We start from the raw sequence: 14,314 nt of genomic DNA on the forward strand, positions 1-14,314 counted from the left end.
CCCCCCCCCCGATCACAGTCGGAAGTCGGCCCGATCATCGGCTGTCGAGCACATTGCCTGCCGTCAGGGCAACGGAGTGAGTACGGACGTTCGCCGCACGTCCAGCAGATCGACCGATTCGTCGTCGAGCAGTTCCAGCAGCCGGACCTGACGTGCGCCCAGGTCCGCTTCTGGACTCGCAGCGAGCCAAGAGCCTTCCGCAACCGTCAGCGGGATGAGCGACATGAACTCGGTCTCGACGCCGCCGGTCTCCGAAGGACGATTCGATGATTCCTCGGGGAGGTACGGATTCACCGCAGCAAGCACCCCACCGATCTCCGTGCCTGCGAGAAGTGGCTCATCCGACGTCACAACGTCTCCACGGATCAGGCCGCGCCCTCGCTCCAGAATTGTGGAAGTGGTGGCGCTGACCAATATCCTCGCCGCCTCCCACTGCAGGGGGTGCACCGTGACGAGGATCTCCTGCCGCGCAAGGCCCCCTGGCACCGCCTCCGCGAGACCTGCCGTCATCACGGCAACGAACGGCTCCTTGGGTCCCTCGAGGGGGTGATGTTGATGCCCTCGACCTCCCCGACCTTCTGCGTCGCGTCGAGGTCGGAGCCGAAGAACGAAGCGATCCACCCTGCGTCCTGGAGAGTTCGGGGTAGATCGCTCATCGCTCGAGTTCCTCGACGAGCTCACGCAGGTCGTAGTCCGTGGCGATGGCGAGCGGAGTCGACCCGTCGTCGGAGGCGTCGAGCGGCGACGCTCCAGCCGCCGTCAGGAGTCGCACGGCCGTTCGAGCACCGTTGATCTCCGGTCGTCCCGATCGCGCGTAGGAAGGGACAGCCCGAAGAACGACGTGGAGCAGAGCGGTACGACCGTCTTGGTCGCGCTCGACACGGACCCCTGCGCGACGGTGGTGTTGTCCGACGCGGCCCGCAACTGCGCCGGCGATGGCACGTCGACCCCGGCGGGCACCTCGGATCCGGTGGGGTACTGGTCCGCGACGGACGTCAACGACCGGGCCGTGGACTGGTAGTGCGACAGAGTCGACTGCGCATCGCTCAACCGGCCCTGCGCGGCGGTGAGGTCCCCGGCGGCGTCCTTCGCGTCCGCCAACGCCCCGTCAGCGCGGTACTGGGTGTCATCGACCACGTCCGCCCACCCCGACAGGGCGGTCGCGGCGAGCTCGTAGGAGTCGACGAGCTTGCTCAGATCCGACGGGTGTCCTGGATGGCGTCGACGAACACGTCGGCAGCGTCGCCTTCCCAGTCCGTCAACCAGCCGGACCCCTTCACGGACCGGAGCCGGGTCGACGCATCAGCGGCGGCATCGGAGATGCGCTGGTACTCCCGACCCATCATCCGGATCGTCGCGGGATCCCCCTTGACCGGGTCGTCCCCCTGATCGACGACATCCCACCCCGACGGTCGCCCCATCATCCCTCCCCAGGTCGCTCTGCTGGCCAAGTTCTCCACAGAAGTGCGACTGCGACGATAGCAGGAGGCAGGCTGGGCTCCGAGTCGTTGCAAGACCTGCTCAGAGCTGTGCGCGGAGCCCCTCGACGTCCGGGTACCCGTGCAGCCGGTAGCGCACCGGCCGGACCGCGAGTTCGTCGACGTTCCCGGGGACGAGCTCCCGCAGACGACTGAACGGCATCGGCAGTGTCTGGCCGTCGAGGGTCACGAGCACGACGGTGTCGACGGCCGCAACGATCGTCTCGACGTCCTCGGTCCAGGCCGAGTAGGCGAAGGCGGCGTCTCCGTCGTCCAGGCGTGCGACCGACACCGGTGCCACGTGGACGTCCTCGCCCCGGCGTTCGAGCACCGCCTGCAGCGCCTCCTGCTGGAGGTTCGCGGCCGTCGAGGTCCAGAGCGCTCGGATGGTCCGGAGGTCCGCGTCGACACCGTCGTGCCGGAACGGCTGCCACCCGTCCGACCCGAGTACGACCGGCGGCCCGCTCAGGACGCCGCCGTCCTCGTCGGCGAGGATCTGCGCCGCCAACCCGGCAGCCGTCTGCAGTCCGGTCGCGTCGTCGGCTCCGGTCAGGATGAAGGTGGTCGGAGCGACCGGGAACAGGACCGGCGCCCCCTCGAGGTCGATGCCCTGCAGACTCGACGGTGCGGCGACGAGCAGCACGGCGAGGTCAGGGTCCTGCACCACGACCGTTCCCGGACGGACGACCGCGACGTCCCCGTCGGCCTGTTGCTGCGCGACCTCGACCGCGGCTCGCACCACGTCATCGTCGGTCCAGCCCAGCTCGCGGAGCGCGGGCTCGGTCAGGAGCGCCCCGCTGTCGTCAGCGAGGACCACGCCGAGGTCCGGCGCAACGGGGACGACGTGCGGCAGGCGGTCGGTGGTTCCATCGGCCTCCGCGCGGGTGCGGCGGATGCCCGCAGTGTCCAGTCCGACGATCCGTGCAGTGGCGACGCTCATGCTCCGACCCTACGGGCAGGTCGGCAGCGGGACGAAGCCGGCACCGGGGCGAGCACTGCACCGAGACGAAGCCGGCACCGGGACAGAGCGTGCCTTGACGCGACGACCTGTCACGAACGAGCAGCGGGCGCCGCCGGAGACCGACGACGCCCGCTGCTCACACGCTGTGGATCAGAACCACTTCTCGGCGCGGTGGTCGGCCTGGATGCGACGGATCGTGTTCGAGCGGGACCGGAGCACGAGCGAGTCCGTGTGGATCACGCCGCGCGAACGGCGGACACCGTCGACGAGCACACCGTCGGTGACACCCGTGGCGACGAAGAACGTGTTGTCACCCGTGACCAGGTCGTCCTGGTCCAGGACCTTGTCCAGGTCGTGCCCGGCAGCGACGGCGCGCTCGCGCTCCTCGTCGTCCTTGGGCTGCAGCTTGCCGAGGATCACGCCACCGAGTGCCTTGATCGCGCACGCGGTGATGATGCCCTCGGGCGTCCCGCCGACACCGACGCACATGTCGATGTTCGATCCGGGCAGCGCCGCAGCGATGCCACCCGCGACGTCACCGTCGAGCAGCAACCGGGTCCCGGCGCCGGTGGCACGGATCGCACGGATCAGCTCGTCGTGGCGGGGACGGTCGAGGACGGCGACGACCATGTCCTCGAGGTCCTTGCCCTTGGCCTTCGCCAGCGCGCGGATGTTCTCCCCGATCGGCTTCTCCAGGTCCAGGACCCCGCGCCCCTCGGGACCGGCGGCGATCTTGTCCATGTAGAACACCGCGGAGGGGTCGTACATCGAGCCGCGGTCCGAGACGGCCATCACCGAGATCGCGTTCTGCCGGCCGGCAGCGGTCAACGAGGTGCCGTCGATCGGGTCGACCGCGATGTCGCACGCGGGGCCGTGGCCGTTGCCGACGTGCTCGCCGTTGTAGAGCATCGGGGCGTTGTCCTTCTCGCCCTCACCGATGACCACGACGCCGTCGAAGTTGACCGTGCCGAGGAACTTGCGCATCGCGTCGACCGCGGCACCGTCGGCGAGGTTCTTCTCACCACGACCCACCCACGGCTGCGCCCGGATCGCCGCCGCCTCGGTCGCACGCACGAGCTCGAGCGCCAGGTTGCGGTCAGGCTGGAGGAACAGGGAGCCGGTCTCAGTCGTGGGAGTCACGCCGACAAGACTACCGAGCGGCGGTGGCGACGCCGCCGCGGTGGACGGATGTGCACGATGCGACGCAACCGCGCAACCCGCACCGCACCGCACCCGCGCAACAGTCAACCGGCCCTGACTACGATCGGACCGGACGCCACCGAGTCGAAGGAGATCCACGTGCCCATCGCAACGCCGGAACAGTACGCCGAGATGCTCGAACGAGCGAAGGCCGGCAAGTTCGCCTACCCCGCGGTGAACGTGTCCTCGTCGCAGACCATCAACGCGGTCCTGCAGGGGCTGACCGAGGCCGGTTCCGACGGCATCCTGCAGGTCACCACGGGCGGCGCCGACTACTTCGCCGGCCACACCGTGAAGAACCGCGCCGCCGGTGCCCTCGCGATGGCCAGGTTCGCGCACGAGGTCGCCAAGAACTACCCCATCACGGTCGCGCTCCACACCGACCACTGCCCGAAGGACGCGCTCGACGGCTTCGTGCTCCCGCTCATCGCGGCGAGCGAGGAAGAGGTCCGCCACGGCCGCAACCCGATCTTCCAGTCGCACATGTGGGACGGCTCGGCCGTGCCGCTCGACGAGAACATCGAGATCGCGCGCACGATGATCGAGAAGACCCGCAACATCAACGCCATCCTCGAGGTCGAGATCGGCGTCGTGGGCGGCGAAGAGGACGGCGTCGAGCACGAGGGCACGAACGACGCGCTCTACACGACCCCGAACGACGTCGAGCGGGTCGTCGACGCGCTCGGCCTGGGTGACAAGGGTCGCTGGATCGCCGCACTCACCTTCGGCAACGTGCACGGCGTCTACAAGCCGGGCAACGTCAAGCTGCGCCCGGAGCTCCTCGGCGAGATCCAGGCAGCGGTCGCCGCCAAGCACGGCACCGGCGAGAACCCCCTCGACCTCGTCTTCCACGGCGGCTCCGGCTCGACCGACGACGAGATCAACGAGGCCGTCCGCAACGGCGTCATCAAGATGAACATCGACACGGACACGCAGTACGCGTTCACGCGCTCGATCGCCGGCTCGATGTTCAGCAACTACGAGGGCGTCCTGAAGATCGACGGCGAGGTCGGCAACAAGAAGCAGTACGACCCGCGTGCCTGGGGCAAGGTCGCCGAGACGGCGATGGCCGCCCGCGTCGGCGAGGCCGCGAAGGTCCTCGGCTCGGCCGGCAACAGCAAGAGCTAGTCCGGCAGGCACCAGCCAGGAGGAACGGGGCGCGTCCGACGGACGCGCCCCGTTCCGCGTCCGGTCGCCGCCACCACCCGTGCCACGATGGGCGGGTGACCTCCGACGCCATCGCCTCTGCCTTCGCCCAGTACGTCACCGAGTCCCCGACCGCGTTCCACGCGGCGGCCGTGGCACGGGACCAGCTCGTCGCAGCGGGGTTCACCGAACTGTCCGAGTTCGACGCCTGGCCGACCGAGGCCGGCGCCTACGTCGTCGTCCGCGACGGTGCCGTCATCGCCTGGCGTCTGCCACAGGGCGCGACCGCCACCACGCCCTTCCGCATCCTCGGCGCCCACACCGACTCCCCCACGTTCCGCGTCAAGCCGAACCCCGTGGTCCGGACCCTCGGGTGGGAGCAGCTCAACGTCGAGGTGTACGGCGGTGCCCTGCTGTCCACGTGGTTCGACCGCGACCTGCAGATCGCCGGGCGGGTCGTCGACGCCGACGGCTCCGTGCGGCTCGTGTCGACCGGCCCCGTGGCGCGGATCCCGAACCTCGCGATCCACCTGGACCGCGGCGTGAACGACGGCAAGGAGATCGACCGGCAGCGCCACACCATCCCGGTGGTCGGCGTCGGGGGCGACGACGGCGGCTCGGACGTCCTCGCGTGGCTCCGTGCCCGAGTCGGCGACGCGGTGTCGTGGGACCTGTTCCTCGCGGACACGCAGGCGCCGGCGCGGATCGGCATCGAGCGGGAGTTCCTGGCGTCCGGCCGGATGGACAACCTGACGAGCGTGCACGCCGGGCTCCGCGGGATCGTCGACGCGCCTGCCGACGGCGACCACGTCCCCGTGTTCGCGGCGTTCGACCACGAAGAGGTCGGGTCGGCGACGCCGTCCGGCGCGGGCGGACCGTTCCTCGAGGACGTCCTCGGCCGCGTGCAGGAAGGTCTCGGCGCCACCCGCTCCGAGGCCGCCCGGGCGTTCCGCGCCTCGTGGTTGCTGTCCAGCGACGCCGGTCACCTGGTGCACCCGAACCAGCCGGAGAAGCACGACCCGACGAACCGCCCGCGTCCCGGTGGTGGCCCGCTCCTGAAGATCAGCGCGAACCAGCGCTACATGACCGAGGCGAAGGGCGAGGCGGTGTTCGCTGCCGCCTGTGCCACCGCGGGCGTCCCGTTCCAGCCGTTCGTCAACGTGAACACGATCCCGGGCGGCTCGACGATCGGTCCGATCGCGGCGACCCGACTCGGCATCCCGACGATCGACATCGGCGTGGGCCTGCTGTCGATGCACTCGGTCCGCGAGCTCGTGCACGTCGACGACCTGGCAGCACTGCACGGCGCTGTCGCCGCGTTCCTGGCGGGCTAGAGCGTCACGACGACCTTCGTCGCGGACACCCCGGCACGCTGTCGGTCGAACGCTCCCTGCACCGCGCCGAGTCCCTCGCCGACGACCATCGGCGTCGGGACGGCGCGGATGCTGCCGTCGGCCAGGCCCGCGGGCAGCACCTCGGACCACAGCCGCTGCCCCATGGCGTCGTCACGCAGACTGCTGCCCCAGATGAACCCGGTCCGGATCCCGGCTCGACGTGCACGGAGCGTCAACAGCGCCATCGTGATGCCGATCCTGCTGAAGACCGGCAGCATCGCGGGGAAGAGTCGACGACGGCCCGCCAGGCCCTCCAGGGAGACCGGGGTGCTCGCCATCGCCAGCACGGTCCCACCCGTCCGGCGCAGGACGCGCAGACATGCCTGGGCTGATCCCGACCCGAGTGCGATCGCCCCGACGACCGGGCGTCCGGCGATCCCGCGGACCAGGTCGTCGACGGCCGCAGGGTCACGGTGGTCCACCACGACGTCCGCCCCGAGTGCGCGGACCGCGTCGGCGTTCTTCGGGGACGCGGTGCTGACCACGTCGTAGCCGGCGGCCCGCGCCAGCTGCACGGCGTTCATCCCCACGCTGGTCGATCCGCCCCACACGACGACCACGCCGCGGTCACTCGTGTCGCCGACGTCACCCGGCATCCGCAGTCCCAGGTGCCGGGGTTGGAACAGGCCGCACGCAGCGGTGGAGACCCCCAGCGGCAGGACGGCAGCGTCCTGGTCGGACATGCCGTCGGGCACCGGCGCGGTCAGCCGTTCGAGCAGCGCCGTGTACGTCTGGAAGGCGCCCTCGTGCTGCGGGTCACGACCGCGGTCCGTCCCGGTGGCGAGGCCGACGACTCGGTCCCCCACCGCGAAGCGCGCGACGGACGACCCGATGGCGACCACCTCACCCGCGACGTCGGACCCCAGGACCGCCGGCGTCCGGAGCCACCGGTAGGTCACGGACCCGGTGCCCTGGATGATCCAGTCGACGGGGTTCACGGCGACGGCTCGGACCCGGACGACCACCTCGTCCGGAGCCGGTTCTGGCATCGGCGCCGGACGGACGACCAGGGCTGCTCTCGGTGCCGGCAGGACGGCTGCGGTGTTCTGGGACATGGTCGACCTCCGTGGTGATGACACTTGGTGTCGTCACACTACACGGGATGACACCTGGTGTCATCAGTCGTATGCTGCTGGCATGGGCAGGTGGGCACCGGACACACGCGAACGTCTGCGTGCTGCCGCGCTCGAGCTCTTCGCCGAACGCGGGTTCGCCGCGACGACCGTGCCGGAGATCGTGGAGCGGGCCGGGCTGACCAAGCGCACGTTCTTCCGGCACTTCACCGACAAGCGCGAGGTGTTCTTCGGCGACGACGAGATCCCGGACCTCGCCCGACGGATGCTGGCTGCCGCACCGAGGGACGCCGACGCGTTCGCCGTCGTGCTCGACGGGCTCCGGGACCTGGGTGCACGCCGGTTCGAGCCCCGACGCACCGAGATCCGCCAGGCCCGGCGCATCATCGACGCCGAACCGGCCCTGCGCGAGCGCGACCTGCGGAAGCAGTCCGACCTGCGCCGGGCCGTGCGGGACGGGTTCCTCGACCGGGGCGAGGACGCGCTCACCGCAGAGGTGTTGGCGGGCGTGAGCGTCGAGCTGTTCCAGACCGCGCTGCAGGGGTGGCTTTCGGACGACGCGGACCAGCCGTTCAGCGTCCACCTCGACCGGTCAGCCGAACGGATGCGCTCCGTGCTCCACGGCTGAGGACCAGCGCGTCATCCGGTCCGCAGCGTCAGCCGTTCCGCTGGGCCCACCAGGCCGCGAAGGCCGGGTCGTGCGACAGGACGACCATGAAGACGACGGTGCTGAACACCGTGGCGACGACACCGCCGAGCAGCGGCACCCACACGGACCGCTTGCCGGCGCGCAACCGGGTGACGCTCCACCACACCGTGAACACCAGGATCGTCAGGGCGCCGACGAGGTTGACGTTCGCCGCGGTGGACAATGCCGACGGGTCCGACAGCGCCGTGTACTGCTGTTCGATCGCCCGGCGGACCGCGGTGGCGACCTCGCCGGTGCGGAAGTACCCGATGACCGACCACAGCCCGAGTCCGAGCAGCATGAGCGTGAGGAAGAGGTCGCCTTGGGACGCTCCGAGCCGTTTCACCGGCGCGGCCGACCGACCACCGGGTCGCGTCGGCGCCGGACGCCCGGTCCGCACCTGAGCGGGCCGGGCAGCCGGCGGGGTGGCAGCGGCGTGCTCCTGCGCGGCGCGGGCCTGGTCTGCCAGGACGGGGTTGACCCACCCGGCGGGCGCGTACTCGCCGTACTGCGGTGCAGGGCGGCCGTGGACGCGACCCGCTGCCAGGGCGGCCGACGTGGCGGAGCCGTGCCGGGCCTCCTGGCCGGTTCGGTCGCCGTGGGCGACGTGTGCGTCCGGGACGGTGCCCGGGTCTCGGGCCGGCACGGCGGACCAGTCGTCGCGGTTCATGCGCGACGCCCGCCGAGTGCCCGCGTGGGGTTCCCCGCCGCGTCGGTGCGGAGCTCCTTGGGCAGCGAGAACATCAGGTCCTCGTGTGCCGTCACGACCTCCTCGACACTGCCGTAGCCCGCGTCGGCGAGCTGTTCGAGCACCTCGTGGACGAGTTCCTCGGGGACGGACGCGCCGCTGGTGACCCCGACCGTGGCGACGCCGTCGAGCCAGGACTGCTGGATCTCCTCGGCGTAGTCGACGCGGTGGGCCGCGCGGGCGCCGTGTTCCAGCGCGACCTCGACCAGGCGGACGCTGTTGGAGGAGTTGGCGGAACCGACGACGATCACCAGGTCCGCCTGGGGCGCGACCTTCTTGATCGCGACCTGCCGGTTCTGGGTGGCGTAGCAGATGTCGTCCGAGGGCGGGTCCTGGATCGAGGGGAACCGCTCGCGCAGCAACCGCACCGTCTCCATGGTCTCGTCCACGCTCAGGGTGGTCTGCGAGAGCCAGACCAGGTTGTCCGGGTCGTCGACCTGCAGGCTCGCGACGTCCTCGGGTCCGTTCACCAGGATGGTCTGCTCGGGCGCGTGGCCCATCGTGCCCTCGACCTCTTCGTGGCCGGTGTGGCCGATGAGGATGATCGTGCGCTCGGCGCGGGCGAACCGGGTGGCCTCGCGGTGCACCTTCGTGACCAGCGGGCAGGTCGCGTCGATGGCGTGCAGGTCGCGCTCGGCGGCGCCGGCGACGACAGCGGGCGAGACGCCGTGGGCGCTGAAGACGACGTGCGAGCCGCGCGGGACCTCGGCGACGTCGTCGACGAAGACCGCGCCGCGCTGCTCGAGCGTGGACACGACGTGCACGTTGTGGACGATCTGCTTGCGGACGTAGACGGGCTCGCCGTACTGCTCCAGCGCCTTCTCGACGGCGACGACCGCGCGGTCCACGCCGGCGCAGTAGCCACGGGGCGCCGCCAACAGGACCTTCTTGGTCGCCGCGACCGGCTCGTCCCGCAGCCGCCCGCGGGGCGCAGGGCTGCGCGGCGGGGCGAGGGGGACCGAGTGGCCGTTCGTGATCGTCACGCCCCCGATGATAGGTGCCGGGCAGCCGCGGGGCCTGGGTGCACGGACTGGGCGGTGGTGTCGTCGGCATGCGGCAGCATGGGGGCATGGCGATCGAACAGGGACCACCGACGGCCGACGACCCGTGGCCCGTCGCGCTGCTCGGTGCCAAGATGCGGGACTGGATCGACCGCCTGGGCACCGCGTGGGTCGAAGGCGAGATCACGCAGTGGAACGTCGCTGGCGGCAACGTGTACGGCAAGCTCAAGGACCTCGAGGTCGACGCCACGGTGTCGTTCTCGATCTGGTCGAGCGTGCGGGCCCGGGTCCCCGCCGACCTGAAGCAGGGCGCTCGCGTCGTCGCCGCCGTCAAGCCGAACTACTGGGTCAAGGGCGGCTCGCTGACGATGCAGGTCGTCGAGATGAAGCACGTCGGGCTGGGCGACCTGCTCGAACGCCTCGAACGCCTGCGCCGCACCCTGGCGGACGAGGGCCTGTTCGACCCGGCCCGCAAGAAGCGCCTGCCGTTCCTGCCGCACCGGATCGGACTGGTCACCGGCAAGGACTCCGACGCCGAGAAGGACGTCAAGCGGAACGCGCAGCTGCGGTGGCCGCAGGTCGAGTTCCGGACGGTGCACGCGGCGGTGCAGGGTGAGCGTGCCGTGGCCGAGGTGACGGCCGCCATCCTCGAGCTCGATGCCGACCCGGACGTCGACGTCATCATCGTCGCCCGTGGTGGTGGCGACTTCCAGAACCTGCTCGGCTTCAGCGACGAAGGACTCGTGCGGGCCGCCGCTGCCGCGACCACCCCGATCGTCTCTGCCATCGGGCATGAAGCCGACCGGCCGATCCTCGACGAGGTGGCGGACCTGCGGGCGTCCACCCCGACCGACGCTGCCAAGCGCGTGGTGCCCGACGTCGCCGAGGAACTGGCGAACGTGCGGCAGGCCCGTGCCCGGATCGGCCTGCGGCTCTCACACACCCTGTCGGTCGAGGCAGACCGGATCGCAGCCCTGCGTTCGCGTCCGGCGCTGGCGTCGACCGCGTGGCTCGTCGACACCCGGGCGGAAGAGGTGGCGCGCGACCTGTCCCGCGCCCGCGAACTGCTCGACCGGCGCATCGAGCGGTCCCACGCCGAGGTCGGACACCTGACCGGGCGGCTCCGGGCGCTCTCGCCGCGGGACACCCTGCGCCGCGGCTACGCCATCGTGCAGACCACCGACGGCGCGCTGGTCCGTGCGGCGTCCGACCTGGGCGGCGCGACCGACGTCCGGGTGACGCTCGGCGCCGGGACCGCGACGGGCACGCTCGAGCCCGAGGGACCGGGGCCGGACGGCGCGGCCTGAGTCGGTCCCGGTGACGGGCCGGGCGGCGCCGTCGGCGTCGGTCCCGGTCGGTTCTCCACAGTCGCTCGGGACGCGCCCGACGGTCATGGGTCCTCGGTAGGATCGGAGCGTGTCATCCGAGGAACAGCCCGCAGCCGTCGGCTCCCTGAGCTACGAAGCCGCCCGTGACGAACTCGTGCGCGTGGTCGCCGAGCTCGAGCAGGGGTCGGCGACGCTCGAGCGCTCGCTGACGCTCTGGGAACGCGGCGAGGCCCTGGCGGCGCGCTGCGAGGAGTGGCTCGTCGGGGCCCGTGCCCGACTCGACGCTGCCCGTGCCGCGAGCGACCGCGCGGACGGCGCCGTCGCGGGCGTCGACGGTGGGACAGCCCGATGACCGACCCGGAGACCGGCCGCCCGGTCGTCGCCGAACTCGGTCGACCCGAGACCGCTGAGGAGACCTGGGCGCGCAAGGACACCGCCCGCCGCGCTCGTCGTCAGCACCAGACCGCGTTCAACCTGGTCCTCGCCCTGATCGCGTCGCTCGGCATCGTCGTCTTCCTGGTGGCCGTCGTCGCCCGACCGGACACGACCGTCGACCGCGACGTGGACTACCGCCAGGTCGCGTCCCAGGCAGCCGTGCCCGGTGTCACGCTCGCCGTGCCCGACCTGCCCGACTCGTACGCGTCGAACCGTGCGGACTACAAGGACCGCGGCGCCGACGGGGTCGACGTCTGGACCGTGGGGCTCCTCACGCCCGACAAGCAGTTCATCGGGCTGCAGCAGGGCATCGACGCCAACCCGACCTGGGTCGCGAACCAGCTCGACCAGCACGCTGCCACCGGCAGCCGCACGATCGACGGCACGAAGTGGACCGTGTACGACCGTCGCGACGAAGGCAAGGGTGCCGGCAACCAGGCGTACTCCCTCGTGACCACGTTCGGCCGGAACACCATCGTGCTGGCCGGCACGGCGGACGACCGCTCGTTCCGCACCGTCGCGGCTGCCGTCACCGAGCAGCTCGGCTGACCCACCACCCCTCCTGACACCCGAACCAGCACCCGAGGAGCCGACCCCATGACCGACCGCGCCGCGTCCACGCCCGCCGAGGCCCTCCGCATGCTCGTCGAGGGGAACGCCCGCTTCGCCGCCGACAAGCGCCGCACCGGGCGGACCGACCCCGAGCGTCGCAGCGAGCTCGCCGGGTCGCAGGCCCCCTTCGCCACGGTGCTCGGCTGCTCCGACTCGCGCGTGCCGTTCGAGCACGTCTTCGACGCCGGCATCGGTGACGTCTTCGCCATCCGCAACGCCGGACAGATCGTCGACGACGTCGTGCTCGGTTCGATCGAGTTCGCCGTCGTCGCGCTCGGCACCCCGCTCGTGGTGGTCCTGCGGCACACCAAGTGCGGTGCCGTCGCTGCCGCCCGCTCCGGCGAACCCGTGCCCGCGCCGCACCTGCAGGCCCTGGTCGACGCCATCACCCCGAGCGTCGAACGGGTCCGCTCGACCGACCCCGAGATCCCGCAGGAGTCGATCGGCGCCGCGCACCTCGAAGCCACCCTGCGCGCCGTGCTCGAGCGCTCCGGGGCCGTCTCGGACGCCATCGCCGAGGGGCGCCTGGCCGTGGTCGGCGCGACCTACGACCTGGCCACGGGCCAGGTGTCGATCGACACGGTCGTCGGCGACGCCTGAGCAGCACGGACGCAGAGCCAGCACCGACACACGACCAGCACCGACACACGACCAGCACCGACGCCTGACCACCAGTCAGCGACCACCACCACCGGACGCGACCGCGACCGGCGCACCACCAGGAAGGACCACGACGACGTGACCGACACCACCGAGACGACCGCCGAGTACCGGATCGAACACGACACGATGGGCGAGGTCCGCGTGCCGGCCTCGGCGCTCTACCGGGCGCAGACGCAGCGTGCCGTCGAGAACTTCCCGATCTCCGGCACCGGGCTCGAGTCCGCGCAGATCGTCGCGCTCGCCCGGATCAAGCGCGCTGCGGCCATCGTGAACGGGCAGCTCGGGATCATCGACGGCACCGTCGCCCAGGCGATCCAGCGCGCAGCCGACACGATCATCGCCGGCGACCACCACGACCAGTTCCCCGTCGACGTCTACCAGACCGGCAGCGGCACGTCGTCGAACATGAACATGAACGAGGTCCTGGCGACCCTGGCCTCGGACGTCGCCGGCACGGCCGTGCACCCGAACGACCACGTGAACGCGTCGCAGTCCTCGAACGACGTCTTCCCCACCTCGGTGCACGTCGCCGTGACCGACGCCCTGATCCGCTCGCTCGTCCCCGCGCTGGAGCACCTCGCCGAGTCGCTCGAGGCGAAGGCCACGCTGTGGGCCGACGCGGTGAAGTCCGGACGGACGCACCTGATGGACGCCACCCCGGTCACCCTCGGGCAGGAGTTCGGCGGGTACGCGCGGCAGATCCGCCTCGGCATCGACCGCGTGAACGCCACCCTCCCCCGCGTCGCCGAGGTCCCGCTCGGCGGCACCGCGGTCGGCACCGGCATCAACACCCCGAAGGGCTTCCCGCAGCAGGTCATCGCGCAGCTCGCCGAGGACACCGGCCTGCCGATCACCGAGGCGCTCGACCACTTCGAGGCCCAGGGTGCGCGCGATGCCCTCGTCGAGGCCTCCGGAGCGCTCAAGGTGCTCGCCGTCAGCCTGACGAAGATCAACAACGACCTGCGCTGGATGGGATCGGGGCCGAACACCGGCCTCGGCGAACTCCACATCCCGGACCTGCAGCCCGGGTCCTCGATCATGCCCGGCAAGGTCAACCCGGTCATCCCCGAGGCCACGCTGATGGTGGCCGCCCGGGTGATCGGCAACGACGCCACGATCGCCTGGGCCGGTGCGTCCGGCGCGTTCGAGCTCAACGTCGCGATCCCCGTCATGGGCACCGCGCTGCTCGAGTCGATCCGGCTGCTGGCGAACAGCTCGCGGGTCCTCGCCGACAAGACCATCGACGGGCTGCAGGCGAACCTCGAGCGAGCGCGGGCGTTCGCGGAGTCGTCGCCGTCGATCGTCACGCCGCTGAACCGTGCGATCGGGTACGAGGCCGCCGCCAAGGTCGCGAAGTACGCCGTGGCCGAGGGCGTCACGGTGCGCGAGGCGGTCATCGCGCTCGGCCACGTCGAGCGGGGCGAGGTCACCGAGCAGCAGCTCGACCAGGCGCTCGACGTGCTGTCGATGACGCACCCGAACTGACGCGCTGACCGCGGACGGACGGGAGGCCCGGTGCCAGCTGGCACCGGGCCTCCCGTCCGTCCGTGCGCCCTCCGGTCTCCGATCCGCGAAAGCGACAGTTCT

Annotated in this window: 16 protein-coding genes; 8 read left to right on the forward strand and 8 right to left on the reverse strand. The window is 71.3% G+C overall.

Annotated elements, in window-relative coordinates; genetic code table 11:
• Positions 1-63 precede the first annotated feature (63 nt).
• The 5 genes from BIU90_RS00545 to glpX form a co-directional block, all read right to left on the reverse strand.
• On the reverse strand, positions 64-510 hold the full coding sequence (locus BIU90_RS00545; RefSeq protein WP_139195034.1) for a suppressor of fused domain protein: 447 nt from the start codon (positions 508-510) through the stop codon (positions 64-66).
• A 249-nt stretch (positions 511-759) separates the two neighbouring features.
• Complete coding sequence (locus BIU90_RS00550; RefSeq protein WP_071298289.1) at positions 760-1,137, reverse strand: hypothetical protein; 378 nt, start codon at positions 1,135-1,137, stop codon at positions 760-762.
• 56 nt (positions 1,138-1,193) lie between these two features.
• Positions 1,194-1,346: a hypothetical protein gene (locus BIU90_RS18505; RefSeq protein ID WP_175470095.1), complete on the reverse strand. Its 153-nt coding sequence runs from the start codon at positions 1,344-1,346 to the stop codon at positions 1,194-1,196.
• A gap of 175 nt (positions 1,347-1,521) precedes the next feature.
• Positions 1,522-2,418 carry a hypothetical protein gene (locus tag BIU90_RS00560; RefSeq protein WP_071298291.1) on the reverse strand — a complete coding sequence of 299 codons (897 nt, stop codon included), beginning with the start codon at positions 2,416-2,418 and terminating at the stop codon, positions 1,522-1,524.
• Positions 2,419-2,589: 171 nt separating this feature from the next.
• Positions 2,590-3,579 (reverse strand): class II fructose-bisphosphatase, encoded by a 990-nt coding sequence (gene glpX / locus BIU90_RS00565; RefSeq protein WP_071298292.1) that lies wholly within the window; start codon positions 3,577-3,579, stop codon positions 2,590-2,592.
• 159 nt (positions 3,580-3,738) lie between these two features.
• Between glpX and fbaA the strand changes: the two genes are divergently transcribed.
• Together fbaA and BIU90_RS00575 are read left to right on the forward strand one after the other, a co-directional pair.
• Positions 3,739-4,767, forward strand: a complete 1,029-nt coding sequence (gene fbaA, locus BIU90_RS00570; protein WP_071298315.1) for a class II fructose-bisphosphate aldolase — start codon at positions 3,739-3,741, stop codon at positions 4,765-4,767.
• Positions 4,768-4,862: 95 nt separating this feature from the next.
• Complete coding sequence (locus BIU90_RS00575) at positions 4,863-6,119, forward strand: M18 family aminopeptidase (RefSeq protein ID WP_071298293.1); 1,257 nt, start codon at positions 4,863-4,865, stop codon at positions 6,117-6,119.
• Here the strand turns inward: BIU90_RS00575 and BIU90_RS00580 are convergent.
• Positions 6,116-7,234, reverse strand: a complete 1,119-nt coding sequence (locus BIU90_RS00580) for a zinc-binding alcohol dehydrogenase family protein (protein WP_071298294.1) — start codon at positions 7,232-7,234, stop codon at positions 6,116-6,118. The two genes, BIU90_RS00575 and BIU90_RS00580, sit on opposite strands and share 4 nt — an antisense overlap.
• 82 nt (positions 7,235-7,316) lie before the next feature.
• Here BIU90_RS00580 and BIU90_RS00585 point away from each other — a divergent pair, with 82 nt between their 5' ends.
• Positions 7,317-7,880, forward strand: a complete 564-nt coding sequence (locus BIU90_RS00585) for a TetR family transcriptional regulator (protein ID WP_071298295.1) — start codon at positions 7,317-7,319, stop codon at positions 7,878-7,880.
• 28 nt (positions 7,881-7,908) lie between these two features.
• Here BIU90_RS00585 and BIU90_RS00590 read toward each other — a convergent pair whose 3' ends face one another.
• Positions 7,909-8,610, reverse strand: coding sequence for a DUF6264 family protein (locus BIU90_RS00590; protein ID WP_071298296.1), 702 nt, complete (start codon positions 8,608-8,610; stop codon positions 7,909-7,911).
• On the reverse strand, positions 8,607-9,671 hold the full coding sequence (locus tag BIU90_RS00595) for a 4-hydroxy-3-methylbut-2-enyl diphosphate reductase (protein WP_071298297.1): 1,065 nt from the start codon (positions 9,669-9,671) through the stop codon (positions 8,607-8,609). The genes BIU90_RS00590 and BIU90_RS00595 overlap by 4 nt, the downstream gene beginning before the upstream one ends.
• Before the next feature lie 86 nt (positions 9,672-9,757).
• On the opposite strand from BIU90_RS00595, the gene xseA reads away from it, so the two are divergent.
• The 5 genes from xseA (at position 9,758) to BIU90_RS00620 (ending at position 14,212) form a co-directional block, all read left to right on the forward strand.
• The gene (gene xseA, locus BIU90_RS00600; protein ID WP_071298316.1) at positions 9,758-10,996 is read left to right on the forward strand and encodes an exodeoxyribonuclease VII large subunit; all 1,239 of its coding nucleotides are present in this window, start codon (positions 9,758-9,760) and stop codon (positions 10,994-10,996) included.
• 109 nt (positions 10,997-11,105) lie between these two features.
• Entirely contained in the window at positions 11,106-11,369 is a 264-nt protein-coding gene (locus BIU90_RS00605) for an exodeoxyribonuclease VII small subunit (RefSeq protein ID WP_071298298.1), read from the forward strand.
• Positions 11,366-12,001 (forward strand): DUF4245 domain-containing protein, encoded by a 636-nt coding sequence (locus tag BIU90_RS00610; protein WP_071298299.1) that lies wholly within the window; start codon positions 11,366-11,368, stop codon positions 11,999-12,001. Before BIU90_RS00605 ends, BIU90_RS00610 begins: the two co-directional genes overlap by 4 nt.
• Positions 12,002-12,049: 48 nt before the next feature.
• Positions 12,050-12,664 carry a carbonic anhydrase gene (locus BIU90_RS00615; RefSeq protein ID WP_071298300.1) on the forward strand — a complete coding sequence of 205 codons (615 nt, stop codon included), beginning with the start codon at positions 12,050-12,052 and terminating at the stop codon, positions 12,662-12,664.
• 138 nt (positions 12,665-12,802) lie between these two features.
• Positions 12,803-14,212 carry an aspartate ammonia-lyase gene (locus BIU90_RS00620; RefSeq protein WP_083403563.1) on the forward strand — a complete coding sequence of 470 codons (1,410 nt, stop codon included), beginning with the start codon at positions 12,803-12,805 and terminating at the stop codon, positions 14,210-14,212.
• Positions 14,213-14,314: the final 102 nt, after the last annotated feature.

Source organism: Curtobacterium sp. MCBA15_001 (assembly GCF_001864835.1).
Lineage (GTDB): Bacteria > Actinomycetota > Actinomycetes > Actinomycetales > Microbacteriaceae > Curtobacterium.

Coding starts and splice junctions, on each gene's coding strand:
- BIU90_RS00545 (WP_139195034.1), bottom strand. CDS start 510: ATGACGGCAGGTCTCGCGGAGGCGGTGCCAGGGGGCCTTGCGCGGCAG.
- BIU90_RS18505 (WP_175470095.1), bottom strand. CDS start 1,346: ATGATGGGTCGGGAGTACCAGCGCATCTCCGATGCCGCCGCTGATGCG.
- xseA (WP_071298316.1), top strand. CDS start 9,758: ATGGCGATCGAACAGGGACCACCGACGGCCGACGACCCGTGGCCCGTC.
- BIU90_RS00580 (WP_071298294.1), bottom strand. CDS start 7,234: ATGTCCCAGAACACCGCAGCCGTCCTGCCGGCACCGAGAGCAGCCCTG.
- BIU90_RS00590 (WP_071298296.1), bottom strand. CDS start 8,610: ATGAACCGCGACGACTGGTCCGCCGTGCCGGCCCGAGACCCGGGCACC.
- BIU90_RS00610 (WP_071298299.1), top strand. CDS start 11,366: ATGACCGACCCGGAGACCGGCCGCCCGGTCGTCGCCGAACTCGGTCGA.
- BIU90_RS00615 (WP_071298300.1), top strand. CDS start 12,050: ATGACCGACCGCGCCGCGTCCACGCCCGCCGAGGCCCTCCGCATGCTC.
- BIU90_RS00560 (WP_071298291.1), bottom strand. CDS start 2,418: ATGAGCGTCGCCACTGCACGGATCGTCGGACTGGACACTGCGGGCATC.
- BIU90_RS00585 (WP_071298295.1), top strand. CDS start 7,317: ATGGGCAGGTGGGCACCGGACACACGCGAACGTCTGCGTGCTGCCGCG.